Origin of the sequence: Microbacter sp. GSS18 (genome assembly GCA_029319145.1) — a bacterium.
In the GTDB taxonomy this organism is placed as follows: domain Bacteria; phylum Actinomycetota; class Actinomycetes; order Actinomycetales; family Microbacteriaceae; genus Microbacterium.
The window spans coordinates 510,321-528,655 of record CP119753.1 but is presented as its reverse complement, the minus strand read 5'-3'; the positions used below and the strand labels follow the sequence as shown (position 1 = coordinate 528,655).

Annotated in this window: 15 protein-coding genes; 4 read left to right on the top strand and 11 right to left on the bottom strand. The window is 73.0% G+C overall.

From position 1 onward, the window contains the following. Position 1 precedes the first annotated feature (1 nt). Genes P0L94_02440 through P0L94_02430 form a run of 3 tightly spaced genes read right to left on the bottom strand, consistent with a single transcriptional unit; the run spans position 2 to position 1,942 of the window. Positions 2-613: a DUF1648 domain-containing protein gene (locus P0L94_02440; GenBank protein ID WES64941.1), complete on the bottom strand. Its 612-nt coding sequence runs from the start codon at positions 611-613 to the stop codon at positions 2-4. Next, positions 610-1,596, bottom strand: a complete 987-nt coding sequence (locus P0L94_02435; protein WES64940.1) for a type II CAAX endopeptidase family protein — start codon at positions 1,594-1,596, stop codon at positions 610-612. The genes P0L94_02440 and P0L94_02435 overlap by 4 nt, the downstream gene beginning before the upstream one ends. Further along, complete coding sequence (locus tag P0L94_02430; GenBank protein WES64939.1) at positions 1,586-1,942, bottom strand: GntR family transcriptional regulator; 357 nt, start codon at positions 1,940-1,942, stop codon at positions 1,586-1,588. The genes P0L94_02435 and P0L94_02430 overlap by 11 nt, the downstream gene beginning before the upstream one ends. 81 nt (positions 1,943-2,023) lie before the next feature. Between P0L94_02430 and P0L94_02425 the strand changes: the two genes are divergently transcribed. Beyond that, on the top strand, positions 2,024-2,593 hold the full coding sequence (locus P0L94_02425) for a DUF4442 domain-containing protein (GenBank protein ID WES64938.1): 570 nt from the start codon (positions 2,024-2,026) through the stop codon (positions 2,591-2,593). On the opposite strand, the gene P0L94_02420 is transcribed toward P0L94_02425, so the two are convergent. Continuing rightward, positions 2,475-3,314 carry an SGNH/GDSL hydrolase family protein gene (locus P0L94_02420; GenBank protein WES64937.1) on the bottom strand — a complete coding sequence of 280 codons (840 nt, stop codon included), beginning with the start codon at positions 3,312-3,314 and terminating at the stop codon, positions 2,475-2,477. The genes P0L94_02425 and P0L94_02420 overlap by 119 nt on opposite strands. Before the next feature lie 88 nt (positions 3,315-3,402). Between P0L94_02420 and P0L94_02415 the strand changes: the two genes are divergently transcribed. After that, positions 3,403-4,656 carry an APC family permease gene (locus P0L94_02415; protein ID WES64936.1) on the top strand — a complete coding sequence of 418 codons (1,254 nt, stop codon included), beginning with the start codon at positions 3,403-3,405 and terminating at the stop codon, positions 4,654-4,656. Here P0L94_02415 and hisS read toward each other — a convergent pair. Genes hisS through nhaA form a run of 3 tightly spaced genes read right to left on the bottom strand, consistent with a single transcriptional unit; the run spans position 4,640 to position 7,792 of the window. Beyond that, positions 4,640-5,929 (bottom strand): histidine--tRNA ligase, encoded by a 1,290-nt coding sequence (gene hisS / locus P0L94_02410; GenBank protein WES64935.1) that lies wholly within the window; start codon positions 5,927-5,929, stop codon positions 4,640-4,642. The genes P0L94_02415 and hisS overlap by 17 nt on opposite strands. Before the next feature lie 4 nt (positions 5,930-5,933). Beyond that, positions 5,934-6,674, bottom strand: coding sequence for a MazG family protein (locus P0L94_02405; protein ID WES64934.1), 741 nt, complete (start codon positions 6,672-6,674; stop codon positions 5,934-5,936). Beyond that, a complete protein-coding gene (nhaA, locus tag P0L94_02400) occupies positions 6,638-7,792 on the bottom strand; it encodes a Na+/H+ antiporter NhaA (protein ID WES64933.1) in 1,155 nt (384 codons plus the stop codon). Before nhaA ends, P0L94_02405 begins: the two co-directional genes overlap by 37 nt. 153 nt (positions 7,793-7,945) lie before the next feature. Between nhaA and P0L94_02395 the strand changes: the two genes are divergently transcribed. Then, on the top strand, positions 7,946-10,621 hold the full coding sequence (locus P0L94_02395) for a phosphoenolpyruvate carboxylase (protein WES64932.1): 2,676 nt from the start codon (positions 7,946-7,948) through the stop codon (positions 10,619-10,621). Positions 10,622-10,627: 6 nt separating this feature from the next. On the opposite strand, the gene P0L94_02390 is transcribed toward P0L94_02395, so the two are convergent. From P0L94_02390 to P0L94_02380, 3 genes are all read right to left on the bottom strand, one after another. After that, positions 10,628-11,245, bottom strand: a complete 618-nt coding sequence (locus tag P0L94_02390; GenBank protein WES64931.1) for a YitT family protein — start codon at positions 11,243-11,245, stop codon at positions 10,628-10,630. A 42-nt stretch (positions 11,246-11,287) separates the two neighbouring features. After that, on the bottom strand, positions 11,288-11,887 hold the full coding sequence (locus P0L94_02385; GenBank protein WES64930.1) for a gamma carbonic anhydrase family protein: 600 nt from the start codon (positions 11,885-11,887) through the stop codon (positions 11,288-11,290). A gap of 68 nt (positions 11,888-11,955) precedes the next feature. Continuing rightward, on the bottom strand, positions 11,956-12,945 hold the full coding sequence (locus tag P0L94_02380; protein WES64929.1) for a zinc-dependent alcohol dehydrogenase family protein: 990 nt from the start codon (positions 12,943-12,945) through the stop codon (positions 11,956-11,958). A 369-nt stretch (positions 12,946-13,314) separates the two neighbouring features. On the opposite strand from P0L94_02380, the gene P0L94_02375 reads away from it, so the two are divergent. After that, the gene (locus tag P0L94_02375) at positions 13,315-14,679 is read left to right on the top strand and encodes a DUF222 domain-containing protein (GenBank protein WES64928.1); all 1,365 of its coding nucleotides are present in this window, start codon (positions 13,315-13,317) and stop codon (positions 14,677-14,679) included. Between the two features lie 7 nt (positions 14,680-14,686). On the opposite strand, the gene mfd is transcribed toward P0L94_02375, so the two are convergent. Next, positions 14,687-18,325, bottom strand: coding sequence for a transcription-repair coupling factor (gene mfd / locus P0L94_02370; GenBank protein ID WES64927.1), 3,639 nt, complete (start codon positions 18,323-18,325; stop codon positions 14,687-14,689). Positions 18,326-18,335 lie beyond the last annotated feature (10 nt).

Sequence of the window (18,335 nt, the reverse complement as noted above, 5' to 3'; positions counted from 1 at the left end):
GTCAGACGGCGGCCGACGAGACCACGAGCGCCGCGAGGGTGATCGCGATCGCGCCGCCGCGGGCGATCGAGGCGGTGCGCAGCCACATCGCCCGCTCCCCCGGCGCGAGCGGGAGCGGCTCCGCCGACGCGGGAATCGCCGCGGAGCGCTCGCCCGCGGGCTGGGCGAACCACGCCGCGACTCCCGCGAGCACCGTGACGGCGAAGGCGATGACGACCGTCGGCCACAGCGGCAGCGGCGTCGACGAGCCCTCCGGGCCCGTCTGCAGGAGCAGCGTGGCCGTCGTGAGCACGGCGATCAGAACGGCGAGCGCACAAGCGACCGCCCCCATCAGCCGGTACGACGCGCCGCGGTCGCCCCGACGCAGCCCCGGCAGGGACGTCGAGGCGATCAGCGCCGGCAGTCCGAGCCCGAGCACGGCGGTCAGGACCGGCTGCAGCCACGACGGGGCGAACGAATCGGGGACGCCGGCGGCGTTCCAGTGGATCGCGATGGTGTCGGGCACGGATGGCAGCGCGACCAGCTGCACCGCGACGGCGGCGAGCACGAGGACCGCCGGCAGCACGAGCGACACGAGCAGGAAGCGCCCCACGGCGCGGTCGCCGCGGTTCATCGCGCCTCCTCCGTCGCCGCCGCGTCCGCGCGCAGCGGCTCGGCCGCCGGAGCGCCGGCGCGGAACTGGCGCAGCAGCGCGATCGCGACGACGACGACCGCGAGCACCGCCCACGCGATGAGCCCCAGGGGCCCCACGACGGCGAGGTCGGGCTGTGCTCCGGCTGCCGCGACCAGCAGCACGAGCGCCCCCACCGCGTTGAGCGAGCCGTGGGCGAGCACCGCCGGCCACAGCGACGCGCTGCGCAGGCGCAGCCAGCCGAGCAGGACCCCCCACGCGACGCAGCCGCCGACCATGAGGATCAGGCCCGTGACGTCCGGGCGCCCGAAGTTGTAGCCCAGGAGGATGACGGGCGCGTGCCACAGACCCCACACGACGCCGGTCAGCAGCAGGGCGGGCCACGTGCCGAGCGGGAGCAGAGCCTGCTGCAGCCAGCCGCGCCAGCCGAGCTCCTCGCCGAGCGCCACAACGCTGTTGAGCACCGCGCCCATCGGGATGGACGCGAGCTGGATCGCGACGAGCAGTCCGACCGGCGGCAGGGCGGTGCCCGGCGGGACCGTCGCCGCGAGCTGCTCGGCGAAGCCCGAGAACTCCACGAGGTCCAGCCGAACGAGGCCGAGAGCCGCCGCGAGGAGGATCGTGGCCGCCACGACCGCGATCGGCAGCACGAGAGCGATCGCGAGGAAGAGCACGAGCCTGCCGGCCGGCCGCAGCGGGCGGACGCCGAGGAATCGGAGGCGCTGCGAGCGCGGGACGCGCATCGCGAACATCACGATGACCGCCGCGACGGCCGGCGTCCACATCATGGCCGGCACGAGGACCGCCGCGAGCGGCGAGGCCAGGCCGTCGCCGAGCCACAGCGGCAGGACCACGAGCCACGCGAGTCCCCACGCGAGGGCGACGAACACGGCGACCGCGGCCCACGGGACGCGGCGGGGCACCGTCGGGTCGGGCGCGCGTCGGGTCATCTGCTCATCGGTCACGGGCGATCTCCTTCACGAGGGCGGCGAGCGCGTCGGGCGAGAGCCCCGCCGCGCGCGCTCGCGCGACGAGGTCGGTGACGTTCTGGTGCAGTTCGGCGAGCAGCCGGGCCTGGGCGGTCACGACGGCGCCGCGGCCGCGCCGCAGCTCCAGCAGACCCTCGTCGCGCAGGTCCTGGTAGGCGTGCAGCACCGTGTGCACGTTGACGCCGAGCCCGGCGGCGACCTCGCGCGCGGCGGGCAGGCGCTCGCCGACTCGGATGCGTCCGGCGGCGGCGTCGGCGCGCACCGCATCCGCGATCTGCGCGAACAGCGGCACGTCGCTCTCGGGGTCGATCCTCAGCAGCACACGATAACTCTATAACAACTAGAACAAGTGGGGGAACGCCCGTGTTTGAGCCGCTGCGATGCTTCCGGCATCCTGACGTGCATGCGCATGACTCCCCGACGACTCGCCCTCGGCATGAGCCTGTGGGTGCCGAACCTGTTCAGCGGCATCCGGGTGAAGGAGTTCGCCGAGGACTGGACGCACGCCGAAGTGCGGCTGCACGTGAACCCGGTGACGCGCAACTACGTCGGGACGGCGTTCGGCGGGTCGATGTCGGCGATGACCGATCCCTACTACTTCATGCTCGTGATGCACCAGCTCGGGCGCGACTACGTCGTGTGGGACACCCGCGGCGAGATCGAGTTCGTCAAGCCGGGACGCGGCACGCTGACGGCGCGCTTCGAGGTCCCGCGCGCGAAGGCCGACGAGCTGCGCGAGCGCGCACGGGGCGGGGCGAAGGTGCGCGAGTGGTTCGAGACCGAGATCACGGACGCCGACGGCGACGTCGTGGCCCGCGTCCGGCGCGAGGTCTACGTGCGCGAGAAGCGCCGCGTCACATCGACACCTCCTGCGGACCGACCCGTCCGGCCAGCGCCGCCGCGACGGCGGGGACCAGGGCATCCGCCGTCCGCCGATAGCCGAGCGCGCTCGGGTGGAAGCGGTCGAGGCTGAACATCTCGTCGGGATGCGAGATGAACACCGGGCCCACCGCACGCCGCAGCGACACCGGCGTCGCACCGGCGGCCGCGGCGGCCTGGGCCTGCGCATCGGCGAGCCGCCGCGACATGCGCGCGCCGAGCGAGCGCAGCGGCTGGGGCACGGGCCGCAGCGCTCCCAGATCCGGGCACGTGCCGACGACGACCTCTGCTCCCCGGCCGCGCAGGCGCAGGATCGCCCGCGTCAGGTGCTCGACCGATTCCGGGACCGGCACGCGGTGCGTCACGTCGTTGCCTCCGACGACGATGACCGCGACGTCCGGCCGGTACCCGGCGTCCAGCCCGTCGATCTGCGGACCCAGCCGCGAGGACTCCGCACCGACCACGGCGGCCGTCCGCAGGCGCACGGGGCGGTGCAGCCGGCGTGCGAGGAGCTTCGCCAGGCGGCCGCCGAGCGTGTCCTTGCGCCGCTCGGCGCCCAGCCCTGCCGCGATCGAGTCGCCGAGCAGCAGGAGTTCGATCGGCTTTCCCTCCAGGCGCCGGACCCATACGCGATCCGCGTCGACGGCGTCCTCGCCGAGCGGCTTGCCGATGCGCCGCCGGGCCAGGGCCGCCTGACGGCGCAGCAGCACCCTCAGCGCCAGAGCACCGGCGGCGACGGCCACCGCGACGGCCGCGACCGCCGTGGCCGCCGTGGCGGCCGTGGCCGCCGTCGCGGCCGGGTGCGATTCCCGCATGGGTCGATCCGACCCCACGCGGGTGAACGGAGCGTTTCCGACCGGTGAAGCCACCGGTTCGCGCCCCGGTGCGCGGTATCGTTCGGCCGTGACGTCGCCCGCGCTCGCCCGCCGCCTGTCGCTGGGCGACGCGGTCTTCATCGGCCTGGGCTCGATGATCGGCGCCGGCGTGTTCGCCGCCTTCGCGCCCGCCGCGGCGGCGGCCGGATCGGGGCTGCTGGTCGGGCTCGCCATCGCCGCCTTCGTCGCGTACGGCAACGCCACATCGTCGGCCCAGCTGGCAGCGTCCCACCCGACGTCGGGCGGGACGTACGCGTACGGTCGCGCCGAGCTGGGCCCGTGGTGGGGCTTCCTCGCCGGGTGGGGCTTCGTCGTCGGCAAGACCGCCTCGAGCGCGGCGATGGCGCTCACCTTCGCCGCCTATGCGGCCCCGCCCGGCTGGGAGCGCCCCGTCGCGATCGCCGCCGTCGTCGGGCTCGTCACCGTGAACCTGCTCGGAGTGAGCCGCACCGCGGCCGCGACGCGCGTCATCGTGGTCGCGGTGCTCATCGCCCTCGCGGTGGCCGTGGCCGCCATGGGCGCCGCGCCGCCCGGGGGCGGCCCGCTCGACGGGGGCGCCGTGTGGGGCGCCGGCTGGTACGGCATCCTGCAGTCCGCGGGCCTGCTCTTCTTCGCCTTCGCCGGGTATGCGCGCATCGCGACCATGGGCGAGGAGGTGCGCGACCCGGCGCGCACCATCCCCCGCGCGATCGTGATCGCGTTCGCCGGTGCGCTGATCGTGTACGCGGCCGTCGGGGTGTCGCTGCTCGCCTCCCTCGGGCCTGCGGCGACAGCCGCCTCGACCGAGCCGATCGCCGACGCCGTCGCAGCGTCGGGGTGGTCGTGGGCCGAGCCGGTGGTCCGCGTGGGAGCGGCGGCCGCCTCGCTCGGAGCCCTGCTCGCCCTCATCGCCGGCATCGGGCGCACGACGTTCGCGATGGCCCGCGAGCACGACCTGCCGCCCGTCCTGGCCGCCGTGCATCCGCGCTCGCGCGTGCCTCATCGCGCCGAGCTCGCCGTCGGCGCGCTCGTCGTCGTCCTGGTGGCGCTCGTGGACGTGCGCGGCGCGATCGGGTTCTCGTCGTTCGGCGTGCTCGTGTACTACTTCGTCGCCAACGCGGCCGCCCTGCGCCAGCGCGACGACGCGCGGCGCTACCCGCGGGCGCTCCAGGTCGCCGCGGCCGCCGGGTGCGGCATCCTGTGCCTCACTCTGCCGTGGCAGAGCGTGCTGTCAGGCATCGCGGTCTTCGCGATCGGAGCGGGCTGCCGGGCGGTGCGGCTGAGGGTCAGCCGAGCGGCTTGAGCTCGAGCGCGTCGCGCGTCTGGCCGGCCGCCACCGTGGCGAACGCGGCGTAGCCGTCCGCGGTCGCACGGTCCAGCAGCGCCTTGAGGTTCTTGGTGCGCTGCTCGAGGCGGACGCGCGATCCTTCGGCGACCAGCTCTGACTTGAGCGCGGCGAGCTGCGCGATCGGCACGTCGCGGTCGTGCACCAGGACGACGGATGCCGCCGCGGCGCCGTCGTGGTCCTCGACGAGGTCGACGATGCGCTCGAAGCCGATCGAGAAGCCGACCGCGGGCACCTCCTGGCCGAGGAACCGCCCGATCATGCCGTCGTAGCGGCCGCCGCCGCCGAGCGAGTAGCCCACGGACGGGTGGGCGAGCTCGTAGATCGTCCCCGTGTAGTACCCCATGCCGCGCACGAGGAACGGGTCGAACACGAGCGGCACCGATTCCCCCGCAGTGTGCGCGCGGGCCGCGGTGACGGCCTCGCCGATCCCGGTGAGGTGCGCCACGATCTCGTCGGGGACGCCCGCCGGGAGCGCCGCGCGCACGGCGTCCGCTCCGAACGCGCCGTCGGCGGGCGCGCTCGTCTCCAGGTGCGCCGCGAGGGCGTCGACCGCGGCGGCGTCCGCGCCGCGCTCGCGGAGTTCGGCCACCACCCCCGACCGCCCGATCTTGTCGAGCTTGTCGATCGTGATCAGCACCCCCGGCCGCTCGTCGGCGCCGAAGCCGAAGTGCTCGAGCATCCAGTCCAGCGCGCGGCGGTCGTTGATGCGCACGCTGGCCCCCGCGAGGCCCAGCGCGTCCACGGCGTCCAGCGTCGCCACGATCAGCTCGGCCTCGGCCCGCGGCGAGGCGTCGCCGATGATGTCGATGTCGCACTGCACGAACTGGCGGTAACGGCCCTTCTGCGGGCGCTCCGCGCGCCACACCGGCGCGATCTGGATCGCCCGGAAGACCGTCGGCAGCTGTGCTCGGTTCGTGGCGTAGAACCGCGCCAGCGGCACGGTGAGGTCGTAGCGCAGCCCCAGGTCGGTCAGCGCCGCGGGGTCGTCGGCGGCGGCACGGATGGCGTCGGCGTCGAGCCCGCGCTTGAGCAGGTTGTAGGCGAGCTTCTCGTTGTCGCCGCCGATGCCGGCGTGCAGGCGCCCGTACTCCTCCATGACCGGCGTCTCGATCTCGTCGAACCCGTGCGCGAGGTAGCGCTCGCGGATGACGGCGAGCACGCGCTCGCGGCGGGCCTTGTCGGCGGGGAGGAAGTCGCGCATGCCGCGCGGCGGATTCACGGTGGGCACCGCACTAGTCTTCCAGATCCGCCTCCGCGGGCTGTTCCGCCGGCGACGCCGAGGACGCCGTCCGGCCGGCTTCCGCGGACCGGATCTCGTCCTGCAGCACCCGCAATCGCTCGCGCAGCGCGCGCTCGGCATCCCACCCGCTCGCGCGGGCCGCGGCGACCAGGCCCAGGAGCGCGTCGCCGAGCTCTCGCTCCGACGCGACCCGCGCATCGTCCCGCCCGCCGGGCTCCGGATCGGGGACGAGGTCCGGGGTCACCGATCGCGCCTTCCCGACGAGCTTCTGCGCGAGCGCGAGGGTCGGCATCCGCTCGCTCACGCCGTCCAGCACGCTCGTGCGCGAGCGCTTCTCCGCGGCCTTGGCGGCGTTCCAGTGGATGAGCACCTCTTCGGGCGTCGTCGCGACCTCTCCGGCGAACACGTGCGGATGCCGGCGCACCATCTTCTCGGTCAGACCCCGGGCGACGTCGTCGATGTCGAACGGGGCTTCGGGATCGCGCGAGGCGATCTCGGCGTGGAAGAGCACCTGCCACAGGACGTCGCCGAGCTCTTCGCGCAGCTCGTCGCGCGAGCCCGCCTCGACGGCGTCGATGAGCTCGGCGGCCTCCTCCTCGAGGTACGGCACGAGAGCCCGGTGGTCGATCTGCTGCGTCCACACGCACGTCTCGCGCACGGCGCGCATGACGTCCGCGGCCTCGCGGAGCGGATCCGTCAGGTCGTCAGCGCTTCGATTCTGCGGTATCGCCATGCCCGCAAGGATACGAGCGTCGCGGCCGCCACGACCGAGATGACCGAGCCGGCGAGCACGCCCAGGGTGGCTTCGTCGCGCAATTCGGCGGCGTCGGCGAAGGCCAGCTCGCTCAGCAGCAGCGAGACGGTGAACCCGATGCCGCCGAGTGCGCCGGCGGCCAGCAGGTCCGAGAAGACCAGCGGGGGCGACGCGTCCTTGGGGCGCCCGATGCGCAGCGCGAACCAGCCCGACAGCGCGATGCCGATGGTCTTGCCGATCGGCAGGGCCACCAGCACGCCCCAGAACGCCGGGGACAGATCGCTCGGCGACACCTGGGGGATCGCCACGAGCGCGGCGGAGAAGGCGAAGAGGGGCAGCACGATGGCGTTGATCCACGGCTCCATCGTGTGACGCACGTGCAGCGCCGGGCGCTGGCTCATCGCCAGCCCGAGCGCGACGCCGGCGATCGTCGCGTGCACGCCCGACTCGTAGACGAGCACCCACACCGCCACGCCGACGACGATGAGGGCGCCCGTGATCAGGCCCTGATTGCGTGCGCTCAGGCGCCGGCTGAGGAACCCGAAGACGACCACGAGCAGGGCCGCGCCGCCGAGCATGGCGTAGTTGACGTCGGCGGTGAACAGCACCGCGATGAACACGATGCCGACGATGTCGTCGAGGATCGCCAGCGCGAGCAGGAACACCCGCAGCGCCGACGGGAGCCCGCGGCCGAACACCGCGAGGACGCCGAGCGCGAACGCGATGTCGGTCGCGGTGGGGATCGGCCAGCCGGCCGCCGACTCCGTGCCCCACGCGAAGGCGAGGTAGATGAGGATCGGCACGAGGACGCCGCCGGCGGCGGCGATCGCCGGCTGCAGGGCCTTCTTCGCCGAGTTCAGCTCGCCGTTGGTGAGCTCGAACTGCAGCTCGACGGCGACGACGAAGAAGAACAGCGCCAGCAGGCCGTCCTGGATCCAGTGTCCGACCGACATCTCGAACACGCCGGGGATGCCGATGTAGGTGTGCTTGATCTCGCTCGCGGCGTGTCCCAGCGCCGAGTTCGCCACGATGAGCCCGAGGATCGCCGCCCCGAGCAGGACCATCGCGGGGAACCGGGCCGAGCGCAGCAGAGACATGGAGTCCTTCCAGGGTCGTCGGACGGTGGGAGAACCGCCGCCGACCAGTCTTCCCGGCACACCAAAGCGCCCATTCTACCGGCGGGCCGGTCGTGCTTCGTTCCGTGACGGAGCGACACGAGAGTGAAACACCTGGACGCTACGGTTGAGCGCATGCGTGAGCTCACCCGAACCGAAGCCATCGATCTCGTGGGACGATTCGAGGCCGGACAGGAGATCCCCGAGCAGATGCGCGCCGACGTGCGCCTGCTCGGCTCGCTCCTGGGCCGGGTCCTGCGCGAGAGCGGCTCGCCCGGACTGTATGAGGACGTCGAGCGCCTGCGGGTCGCGACGATCCAGGCGTACACCGACGAGACCCCGGCCGCGTTCGAGCGCGCCACGGCGATCGCCGATGCGTTCAGCGTCCACCGCGCCGACGAGGTCGCCCGCGCCTTCACCGCCTACTTCCACCTGGTCAACCTCGCCGAGGAGCACCAGCGCGTGCGGGTGCTGCGCGAGCGCGACGGCCGGCCCGAGAAGGAGTCGGTGACCGACTCGGTCGCCGCCGCGTTCGTGCGCCTGGCGTCCGAGGTCGGCGACGACACCGCGCTGTCGCGCCTGCAGGCGCTGCGCTTCCACCCCGTCTTCACCGCCCACCCCACCGAGGCCCGCCGCCGTGCGGTGTCCTCCAGCATCCGCCGCCTCTCCACGCTGCTGGACGAGCACGACGCATCGCTGCGCAACGGCGCCGATCAGCGACGCGCCGAGCGGCGCATGGTCGAGGAGATCGACACGATGTGGCGCACCGCCCCGCTGCGCGCCGAGAAGCCCTCGCCCGTGGACGAGGTGCGCTCGGTCATGGCGGTCTTCGACGAGACGCTGTACACCGCGGTCCCGCACGTCTACCGGCGCATCGACGACGCGCTGCAGGGTCCGGCAGCCGGCAGCCGCGCACCCGTGGTCCGCCCGTTCGTCCGCGTCGGCTCGTGGGTGGGCGGCGACCGCGACGGCAATCCGTTCGTGACCGCGTCGATCACCCGCAAGGCGGCGAAGATCGCCAGCGAGCACGTGCTGCTCGGACTCGAGCGCACCGCCAACCGCATCGGCCGCACCCTGACGCTGGATGCCGCCACCACACCCCCCTCGGACGCCCTCGTCTCGCTGTGGCACGCGCTGCGCGCCGCCGACGAGGAGGCCGCCGACGAGATCGCCAAGCGCTCACCGGACGAGCCGCACCGACGCATCATGCTCCTGATCGCACGGCGGATCGAGGCGACGCGAGTGCGCGACGCCGACCGCGCCTACCGCACCCCGAGCCAGCTGCTGGCCGATCTGAAGGTGGTGCAGGACTCGCTCGTGAGCGCGGGCGCGCCCCGCCAGGCCTACGGGCACCTGCAGCAGATGCTGTGGCAGGTCGAGACGTTCGGGTTCCACCTCGCCGAGCTCGAGGTGCGTCAGCACTCCGCCGTCCACGCCAAGGTCCTGGCCGAGCTCGACGCCGGCGGCGAGCGCAGCGAGCTGACCGAAGAGGTCCTCGACGTCTTCCGCTCGATCGCGTACCTGCAGGACCGCTACGGCCCGAGCGCCGCCGGCCGCTACATCGTGTCGTTCACGCAGTCGGCGCAGGACCTGGCAAACGTCCACCGTCTCGCCGCGTACGCCGCGGGACCCGAAGGCGCGGCACCGGTGCTCGATGTCATCCCGCTGTTCGAGACCTTCGCCGACCTGCAGGCGGCCCCCGGCATCCTCGCGGAGATCGTCGAGCACCCGGAGTTCTCCGCGCGCCTGGCCGCCACCGGGCGCCGCCTCGAGGTGATGCTCGGCTACTCGGACTCGTCCAAGGACGTCGGACCCGTCGCGGCGAACCTCGCGCTGTACACCGCGCAGGAGCAGATCGCGCAGTGGGCCCGCGAGTCCGGGATCGAGCTGACGCTGTTCCACGGCCGCGGCGGCGCGCTCGGCCGCGGCGGCGGCCCCGCCAACTCGGCGATCCTCGCCCAGCCCCCGCACTCCGTGGACGGGCGCTTCAAGCTCACCGAGCAGGGCGAGGTCATCTTCGCCCGCTACGGCGATTCGTCCATCGCGATGCGGCACATCGACCAGGTCGCCGCCGCCGTGCTCCTGGCCTCGGCGCCGTCCATCGAGGAGCGCAACTCGCGCGCCGCGGAGCGCTTCGCCGCGGTCGCCGAGACCATGGACGCGGCGTCGCGCGAGCGCTTCTATGCGCTCGTGAAGGCACCCGGGTTCGCGCCGTGGTTCGCCCAGGTCACCCCCATGGAGGAGATCGGCCTGCTCGCGCTCGGCTCGCGCCCGGCGCGCCGCGGACTCTCGGTGGAGTCGCTCGAGGACCTGCGCGCGATCCCCTGGGTGTTCGCGTGGACGCAGGCGCGCATCAACCTCGCCGGCTGGTTCGGCCTCGGCACGGCGCTCGAGGCCGTCGGCGACGCCGACCTGCTGCAGGACGCGTACGACCAGTGGCCGCTGTTCCGCACGATGATCGACAACGTCGCGATGAGCCTCGCCAAGGCCGATGCGCGCATCGCGCGCCGCTACTTGGACCTCGGCGATCGGTCCGACCTGGCAGACCTGGTGATGGAGGAAATGGAGGTCACCCGCAGCTGGGTCATCCGCCTCACCGGCGGCACCGAGCTGCTGGGCAATCGTCCCGTGCTCCAGCGCGCCGTCAAGATGCGCAGCCCCTACGTCGACGCCCTGTCGCTGCTTCAGCTGCGGGCGCTGCGCGCGCTGCGGGACGCCGCGCTCGAGGGCCGCGACGCCGAACCGGACCAGCAGCGGCTTCTGCTGCTGTCGGTCAGCGGCGTGGCCGCGGGCCTGCAGAACACCGGCTGATCGTCGTCAATACCCCATGTAGCGGCCGGGGCGGTGGTTCAGCGCGATGATGCCGTTGAGCGCGACCGCCCCGGCCGCGGACATGAGCACGAGCAGCGGGTCGACGACCACGAGCGAGAGCAGCACCACGGCGCCGTCGAGCACCATCTGCACGTAGCCGGCGCGCCAGCCCAGGCGCTCCTGCGCGATGAGGGCGACGATGTTGAATCCGCCGAGACTCGCCGAGTGGCGGAAGAGGATGAGCAGGCCGACGCCGGCGAGGACGTTGCCCACCAGTGCGGCGTAGAGCGGGTCGAGCGTGCGTTCGCCCAGCACCGCGTGGTGCAGCGGGCCCAGCAGCGACACCGCCACGACGCACGCGAGACTGCGCAGGATGAAGGCCCAGCCGCGCTTGGCGACGCCCAGCGCGAAGAACGGGATGTTGACGGCGACGAACAGGACGCCGAACGGGATCGGCACCCCATAGCTCAGCAGCAGCGCCAGGCCCGCCGTACCGCCGGTGACCACGCCCCCGCTGCTGAGCAGGTACAGCCCCAGCGAGGCGACGAGCACGCCGGACGCGAGACCCGTCATGTCGTCGAGCAGGCTGTGGCGGACGCCGACGGGGGTGGGAGCGGTACTCATCCCCTCCATTCTCGCCGACGGCGGGGGCCGCCCCCGACCTCGTCAGTCGAGGCGGCTGTCGTCGGCGTGGCGCGCGAGGCTGCTGCCGTACCGCTCGGTCAGCTGCACCATCAGGTCGGGGGTGTCGCGGTCCAGCCCGAAGACGTAGCCGGGGAAGTCGAGCTCCTTCTGCGCCTCCCAGATCTCGTCGTGGCGCTCCGGCGGCAGGATGCGGACGGGGTCGCCGACGGCGACCCAGCCGATCGGCACGACGGTGGCCTCGGGCAGGTGCGTACGCAGGTGCACGACGGCGTTGATGCGCACTTCGCACCGGGAGTCGATGTGCGCGCCGTTGAACACGCGCGTCCCGGTCGCCAGGAACACCTCGTCGCCGATCACGGCGCCCGACACGCTCGCCATCGGGCCGACGAGCGTGTGATCGCCGATGTGCACCGGATTGGTGGAGCTCGCGCGGATGAGCGCGTTCTCCATCACGATGACGCTCGCGCCCAGCGTGATCGGACCGCCCTCGCTGGTGATGACGGCGCCGTGCAGGACCTGGGAATCCGGTCCGATCGTGACGTCGCCGCTGATCACCGCCGTGGGCGCGATGACGGCCGACTCGTGGATGCGGGGCCCGGCCCCCAGGTGCTCGAAGCGCATGCCCCATACGCTAGCCCTCCGGCCGCCGCGGCCGGGAGGGCGCGCGCCGATCCGTGGAGAGCCGGGATTCACTCCATCGCGATGACCAGGCTGCCGCGCGACCGGTCGGCCCGCAGATCGTCGAGGGCGAGAGCGACGTCCTCGAACCCGTACGTCGTCACCGACGGCCGCAGCCGCAGACGGTGTGCGAGCCGCAGGAACTCGTCGCCGTCGGCGCGTGTGTTCGCCGTGACGCTGCGCAGATCCCGTTCGCCGAAGAGCAGGTCGTCGTAGCTGAACTCCGGGATGGCGGACATGTGGATGCCGGCGCTGACGACGGTCCCTCCGCGCTCGGTCGCGGCCAGCGCCGTGGTCATGAGGCCGCCGACCGGCGCGAAGACGATCGCGCTGTCCAGGGGCTCGGGAGGCACGGCATCCGAACCTCCCGCGAACGCGACGCCCAGCTCGCGCGCGAGCTGCCGATTGCGCTCGCCGCGCGTCATGGCGAACACGCGCGCGCCCGAGGCCATCGCCAGCTGGGCGGCGATGTGGGCGCTCGAACCGAACCCGTAGATGCCGAGGGTGCCCCCGGGGGGCAGGTTCGCGCGCGACAGCGCCCGGTACCCGATGATGCCGGCGCACAGCAGGGGCGCGATGCTCAGCGGGTCGGCGTCGTGCGGCAGGGCGTAGGCGTAGGCGGCGTCGACGAGGGCGTGCTCGGCATAGCCGCCGTCGACGTCCCATCCGGTGAACCGGGCCCGCTCGCACAGGTTCTCGCGACCCGATCGGCAGTGCCGGCATTGACCGCACGTCGAGGCGAGCCACGCGATGCCGACGAGGTCGCCGACGGCGAAGCCGGTCGCCTCGTCCCCGGTCGCCGACACCTCGCCGACGACCTGATGCCCGGGGACGACGCGGTCGCGGTGGGGCGGGATGTCCTCGTCGACGACGTGGAGGTCGGTGCGGCACACGCCGCACGCGCGGACGCGGACGAGCAGCTGCCGCGGGCCGGGTTCGGGCTGGGGCACGGTGCGACGCACGAGGGTGCGGGAGCCGCGGTCGACGGTCCAGGCGTCCATGACGCCGACGCTACTCCCGGCACCGCGAGGGCGCACCGGGCTCCGCCGCGACCCCTCGCCGGCGGTGCGTCGCAGCGTATGAGCGCCGTCGCCCTCGATGCCGAGCCGATGTCGGGGGCCGACCGTACTCTCGAACAAATGAACGAATCAGCGCATGGCGAGCCGGCCGAGAACGTTCCGCCCCCGACATCCCCTCCAACCGCGTCACGCACGGCACCCGACGAGACCTCAGGGCCTCCGACGCCGCCCGATCCCGCGTGGACCGGCGAACCCGGGCCCGAGGAGCGGTGGCCCGAGGAGCGGTGGCCCGAGGAGCGGTGGCCCGAAGAACCCTGGCCCGACGAACCGTGGGATGTCGCCTGGGATCCCATGGTCTCCGAGGCCGATCCCTCGCCGCCGACGTTCACGCCCGAGTCGAACCACGGCGCCGCCATGCGCGAGCTCGAGGCCGCCGCGTTCCGCGCGCGGGTGGCCGCGGCGGACCAGTGGCACGTGATCGACGAGGTGCTCACGACGGCGCGCACCGATCCCGACATGTGGGTGGGACCTGATCCGACGGTCGCCCCCGAGTGGCGCGACGTGCGCGGGCGCACGAGCGCGGCGGTCCGGCGCGACCGGAGTGATCTCGCCGTGCGCGCCGCCGCCGCCGACATCGCCGTTCGCCTGCAGCTGTCCGAGACCACGGTGCAGGCCCGCGCGGCTCACGCGGCCACGCTGCGCGAGCGCACCCCGGCGGTGTGGGCGGGCTTCCTGGGAGGATCGATGCCCGAGGCCAATGCCACGGCGATCGCTCAGCTCGCCGCGACGCTCCCCCATGACGCCCCCGAGGCATGGGCGTCCTTCGAGGATCGCGTGCTGTCCGCCGCGACCCGGCTCGCGCCGGGCCGGTTCCGCACCGTCGCGCGGCGGGCCCGGGAGCGCGCCCACCCCGAGCCGATCGAGACGCGCCATCGTCGCGCGGCCGCCGACCGTGGGGTGTGGCTCACCCCCGAGCTCGACGGCATATGCACGCTGACGGCGCCGCTGCCCGCAGCCGACGCGCATGCGCTCAAGCGCCGCATCGACGGCGCCGCGCGAGAGCTGCGGCGAGCGCCCGACGAGCGGCGCACCCTCGCGCAGCTGCGGGCGGATGTGCTGACGGACCTCGCGCCCTCGACCGGCGGCGCAGAGACCGGCAGCGCCTCGAACGGCGGCACCGCGACCGGCAGCGCGACCGGCGGCACCGCGATCGGCACCGCGACCGACGGCACCGCAATCGGCACGGCGGCGAGCGCCACCGTCGCGGTGACCGTCCCGGCGCTCACCCTCCTCGGCGCGAGCGACGAGCCCGCCACGCTGGACGGCTACGGGCCGATCGATCTCGACACGGCTCGCAGGCTCGCGGGGTCCGCGACATCGTGGGTGCGCGTGCTGACCCATCCGCACACGGGAACCGTGCTGGACGTCGACCGGCGCACATACCGCGTACCCGTGGACCTCAAGCGGTGGCTGGGGGTGAAGCATCCGCTGTGCGTCTTCCCGGGGTGCCCGCGGGCCGCCGCCGACTGCGACCTCGATCACGTGCTCGACTGGCAGTACGGCGGCGCGACGGCGGAGGACAATCTCGCCCCCCTGTGCCGGCCGCATCACCGGCTCAAGCACGAGTCGGCGTGGGAACTCGAACGCGACGAGCGGTCGCTGGCCTGGACGAGCCCCACCGGTCATTCCGCGGAGGTGGACCCGACGCCGTTCTGAGTCCGGGTCAGCCCGCGCTGCCGCTCGCCGCCGCCGGCTCCTTCTTCGGCCACAGCTGGTCGAGCAGCTGCCCGACCCATGCGATGAGGTCGGCGTCGGCCACGCGCTCCCCCGCCGCGGTCGGCAGCGGCACGACGAGGGCGTCGCCGCCGGCGAGCAGCTTCGCCTTCGGGTACAGCCGCTGCAGCCGCACGCGCATGGAGTCCGGCAGGTGCGCCGGCGCGATGCGCAGATTGGGTCCCATCGCGACGACGTCCGACAGACCGGCCTGCGCGGCACGGCGCCGCAGGCGCGCCATCGCGATGAGCCCGGCGCCCTCCTCGGGGAGCTCCCCGTAGCGGTCGGCCAGCTCCTCGACGACGAGGTCGATGGCGTCGTCCTTGGCGGTGGCCGCCGCGGCTGCCGACAGCTTCTGGTAGGCCTCCAGGCGCAGCCGCTCACTGTCGATGTACGACTCGGGGATGCGCGCCTCGACGGGCAGCTCCAGCCGCAGCTCGGCCGGGCCCTCGGTCTCCTCGCCGCGGAAGGTCGCGACCGCCTCGCCGATCATGCGCAGGTACAGGTCGAATCCGACCCCCGCGATGTGGCCGGCCTGTTCGGCGCCCAGCAGGTTGCCGGCTCCGCGGATCTCGAGGTCCTTCAGCGCCACCTGCATGCCGCTGCCGAGGTCGTTGTTGACCGCGATGGTCTCGAGCCGGTCGGCGGCGGTCTCGCTCAGCGGCTTCGTCTCGTCGTAGAGGAAGTACGCGTACGCGCGCTCGCGCGCACGCCCCACGCGCCCCCGCAGCTGGTGCAGCTGACTGAGCCCGTACTTGTCGGCGCGGTCGATGATGATGGTGTTCGCGTTGGAGATGTCGAGCCCGGTCTCGACGATCGTCGTCGAGACGAGCACGTCGGCCTTGCGCTCCCAGAAGTCGTCGACGACCTGCTCGAGCTGGTGCTCGCCCATCTGACCGTGGGCGACCGCGATGCGCGCCTCGGGCACCAGCTCGGCCAGGTGCGCGGCGACCCGCTGGATCGACTGCACGCGGTTGTGGACGTAGAAGACCTGTCCCTCGCGCAGCAGTTCGCGACGGATCGCCGCGGCGATCTGTTTGTCGTTGCGGGCGCCGACGTAGGACAGGATCGGATGCCGGTCCTCGGGCGGGGTCTGCAGCGTGGACATCTCGCGGATGCCGGTGACCGCCATCTCGAGCGTGCGCGGGATGGGCGTGGCGCTCATGGCGAGGATGTCGACGTTCGTCTTGAGCTTCTTCAGCGCGTCCTTGTGCTCGACGCCGAAGCGCTGCTCCTCGTCGATGATCATGAGGCCGAGGTCCTTGAAGACCACCTTCTCGGTGAGGATGCGGTGCGTGCCGATCACCATGTCGACGGTGCCGTCCGTCAGCCCCGCGATCGTGTCCCGGGCCTGCTTGTCGGTCTGGAACCGCGACAGCGCCTTGACCTTGACCGGGAATCCCGCGAAGCGCTCGGTGAAGGTCTCGAGGTGCTGCTTGACCAGCAGGGTGGTCGGCACGAGCATCGCGACCTGCTTGCCGTCCTGGATCGCCTTGAACGCCGCCCGCACCGCGACCTCGGTCTTGCCGAAGCCGACATCGCCGGACAGCAGCCGGTCCATGGGGATCGACTTCTCCATGTCGGCCTTGATCTCGTCGATCGTCTGAAGCTGGTCGGGCGTCTCGGCGAACGGGAAGGCCTCTTCGAGCTCGCGCTGCCAGGGCGTGTCGGGGCCGAAGGCGTGCCCCTTGGCCGCCACGCGCGCCGAGTACAGCTTCACCAGCTCCACGGCGATATCGCGCACCGCCTTGCGCGCCTTGCTCTTGGCCTGCGACCAGTCGCTGCCGCCCATCTTGGACAGAGCGGGGGCCTCGCCGCCGACGTAGCGTGAGAGCTGGTCGAGCTGGTCGGTCGGGACGAAGAGCTTGTCGCCCGGGTATCCGCGCTTGGCCGGGGCGTACTCCAGCACGAGGTACTCGCGCTGGGTCTTGACGGCGTTGCGGCCTCCCGAGGACACCTCGCGCTGGATGAGCTCGACGAACTTGCCGATGCCGTGCGTCGCGTGCACCACGAAGTCGCCGGGCTTGAGCTGCAGCGGGTCGACGACGTTGCGGCGGCGCGACGCGAGTTTCTTGACGACCCGCTGGTCGCCGCCGATCGTACGCCCGTAGAACTCCGATTCCGTCAGCACGGCGAACTTCGTCTCGGCGGACTCGAATCCGCTCTCGAGCGCGGCGACGGCCAGATGCACGACGCCGGGCTCGGGGACGCCGTCGAGATCCTCCACGCGCCGTGCGCCGATGCCGCGATCGGCCAGAACGTCGGCCGCGCGCTCGACCAGGCCCGTTCCTCCGGCGACGACGGCGACGCGCCAGCCGTCCGCCAGCAGCGCCCCGACGTGGTCGATCGCGCCGTCGACGCTGCCGTGGAACGACGGGACGGGTGCGGCTGCGACGCGGGTCATGGCCGCGTGCTCGAGGGCGGTGTCGACGTCGATGAGACCCTCGGCGGCGGCATCCGCCGCTCCGGAGTCGAAGGCGCTGAGGGTCCACCACGCGCCGCCGCGCTCTCGGGCGACCTCGCGCAGCACGGGCAGCGCGACGAAGTCGCCCGAGGACAGCCCCGTCCCGAGCACCGCAGAGGTGTCCACGGGGGTCTCGGCTCCGGCCGTGGCGGCGCTCCACGCCGCGTCGAGGAACTCGCGGTTCGTCTCGCCGAGCGTGATCGCCCGCGTGACGCAGCGTTCGGGGTCCACGACGGCGACCCCCGAGCGCTCGGGCATCGCGTGCACGAGCGTGACGAGGCCGTCCAGGACGGCGGGCATGAGCGATTCCATGCCCTCGACGGGGATGCCCTCGCCCATCTTCTCGAGCATCGCGCCCAGCCCCGGCAGCCGGTCTCGCAGCCTGCGGGCGCGCTCGCGGACGTCATCGGTCAGCAGCAGTTCGCGCGCGGCGAGCAGGACGACGTCGTCGACGTCACCGGGCAGGGATCGCTGATCGGCGACCGAGAAGGCTCGGATCTGGTCGACCTCGTCGCCGAAGAACTCCACACGGTAAGGGTGCGCGGCCGTGGGCGGGAAGACGTCGAGGATGCCGCCGCGGACCGCGAACTCGCCGCGGCGCGACACCATGTCGACGCGGTGGTACGCGAGCTCGACCAGCTGCACGACGACGTCGGAGAGCTCGGTCCCGCGACCGCCGACGCGCAGGTGCAGCGGTTCGGTCTCACCGAGTCCAGGGGCGATCGGCTGGATCGCCGCCCGCACCGATGCGGTCACCACCAGCGGCGACGAGCCGTCCCAGCGGGCGATCTCGTGAAGGATCTCGAGGCGCCGCCCCACCGTCTCGGCGGACGGGCTCAGCCGCTCGTGCGGCAGCGTCTCCCATGCCGGGAAGTGCAGCACGCGGGCGCCGGGGAGCACCGATTCCAGCGCCGGCCCGAGTGACTCGGCGCGGCGTCCGGTGGGGGCGACGACCAGCACGGCCTGCGGGCGGTCGGTGCCCGCGCGATGCTCGACGAGTGCGGCGAGGAGCGGGGCGTCCAGGCCTTCGACCAGCGAGAAGTCGGCGTCCGTGGACGCCGCGGTCACCGCGTCCCGAAACGATTCTGCCTGCTCGAGGGCGCGCACGATCCCGGGAACTGTCACCACAGAAGTC

Bases quoted from the DNA above. Each gene is read 5' to 3' on its own strand.
- P0L94_02440 (WES64941.1), bottom strand. From the start codon at position 613: ATGAACCGCGGCGACCGCGCCGTGGGGCGCTTCCTGCTCGTGTCGCTC.
- P0L94_02425 (WES64938.1), top strand. From the start codon at position 2,024: ATGCGCATGACTCCCCGACGACTCGCCCTCGGCATGAGCCTGTGGGTG.
- P0L94_02420 (WES64937.1), bottom strand. From the start codon at position 3,314: ATGCGGGAATCGCACCCGGCCGCGACGGCGGCCACGGCCGCCACGGCG.
- P0L94_02405 (WES64934.1), bottom strand. From the start codon at position 6,674: ATGGCGATACCGCAGAATCGAAGCGCTGACGACCTGACGGATCCGCTC.
- nhaA (WES64933.1), bottom strand. From the start codon at position 7,792: ATGTCTCTGCTGCGCTCGGCCCGGTTCCCCGCGATGGTCCTGCTCGGG.
- P0L94_02395 (WES64932.1), top strand. From the start codon at position 7,946: ATGCGTGAGCTCACCCGAACCGAAGCCATCGATCTCGTGGGACGATTC.
- P0L94_02390 (WES64931.1), bottom strand. From the start codon at position 11,245: ATGAGTACCGCTCCCACCCCCGTCGGCGTCCGCCACAGCCTGCTCGAC.
- P0L94_02385 (WES64930.1), bottom strand. From the start codon at position 11,887: ATGCGCTTCGAGCACCTGGGGGCCGGGCCCCGCATCCACGAGTCGGCC.
- P0L94_02380 (WES64929.1), bottom strand. From the start codon at position 12,945: ATGGACGCCTGGACCGTCGACCGCGGCTCCCGCACCCTCGTGCGTCGC.
- P0L94_02375 (WES64928.1), top strand. From the start codon at position 13,315: ATGGTCTCCGAGGCCGATCCCTCGCCGCCGACGTTCACGCCCGAGTCG.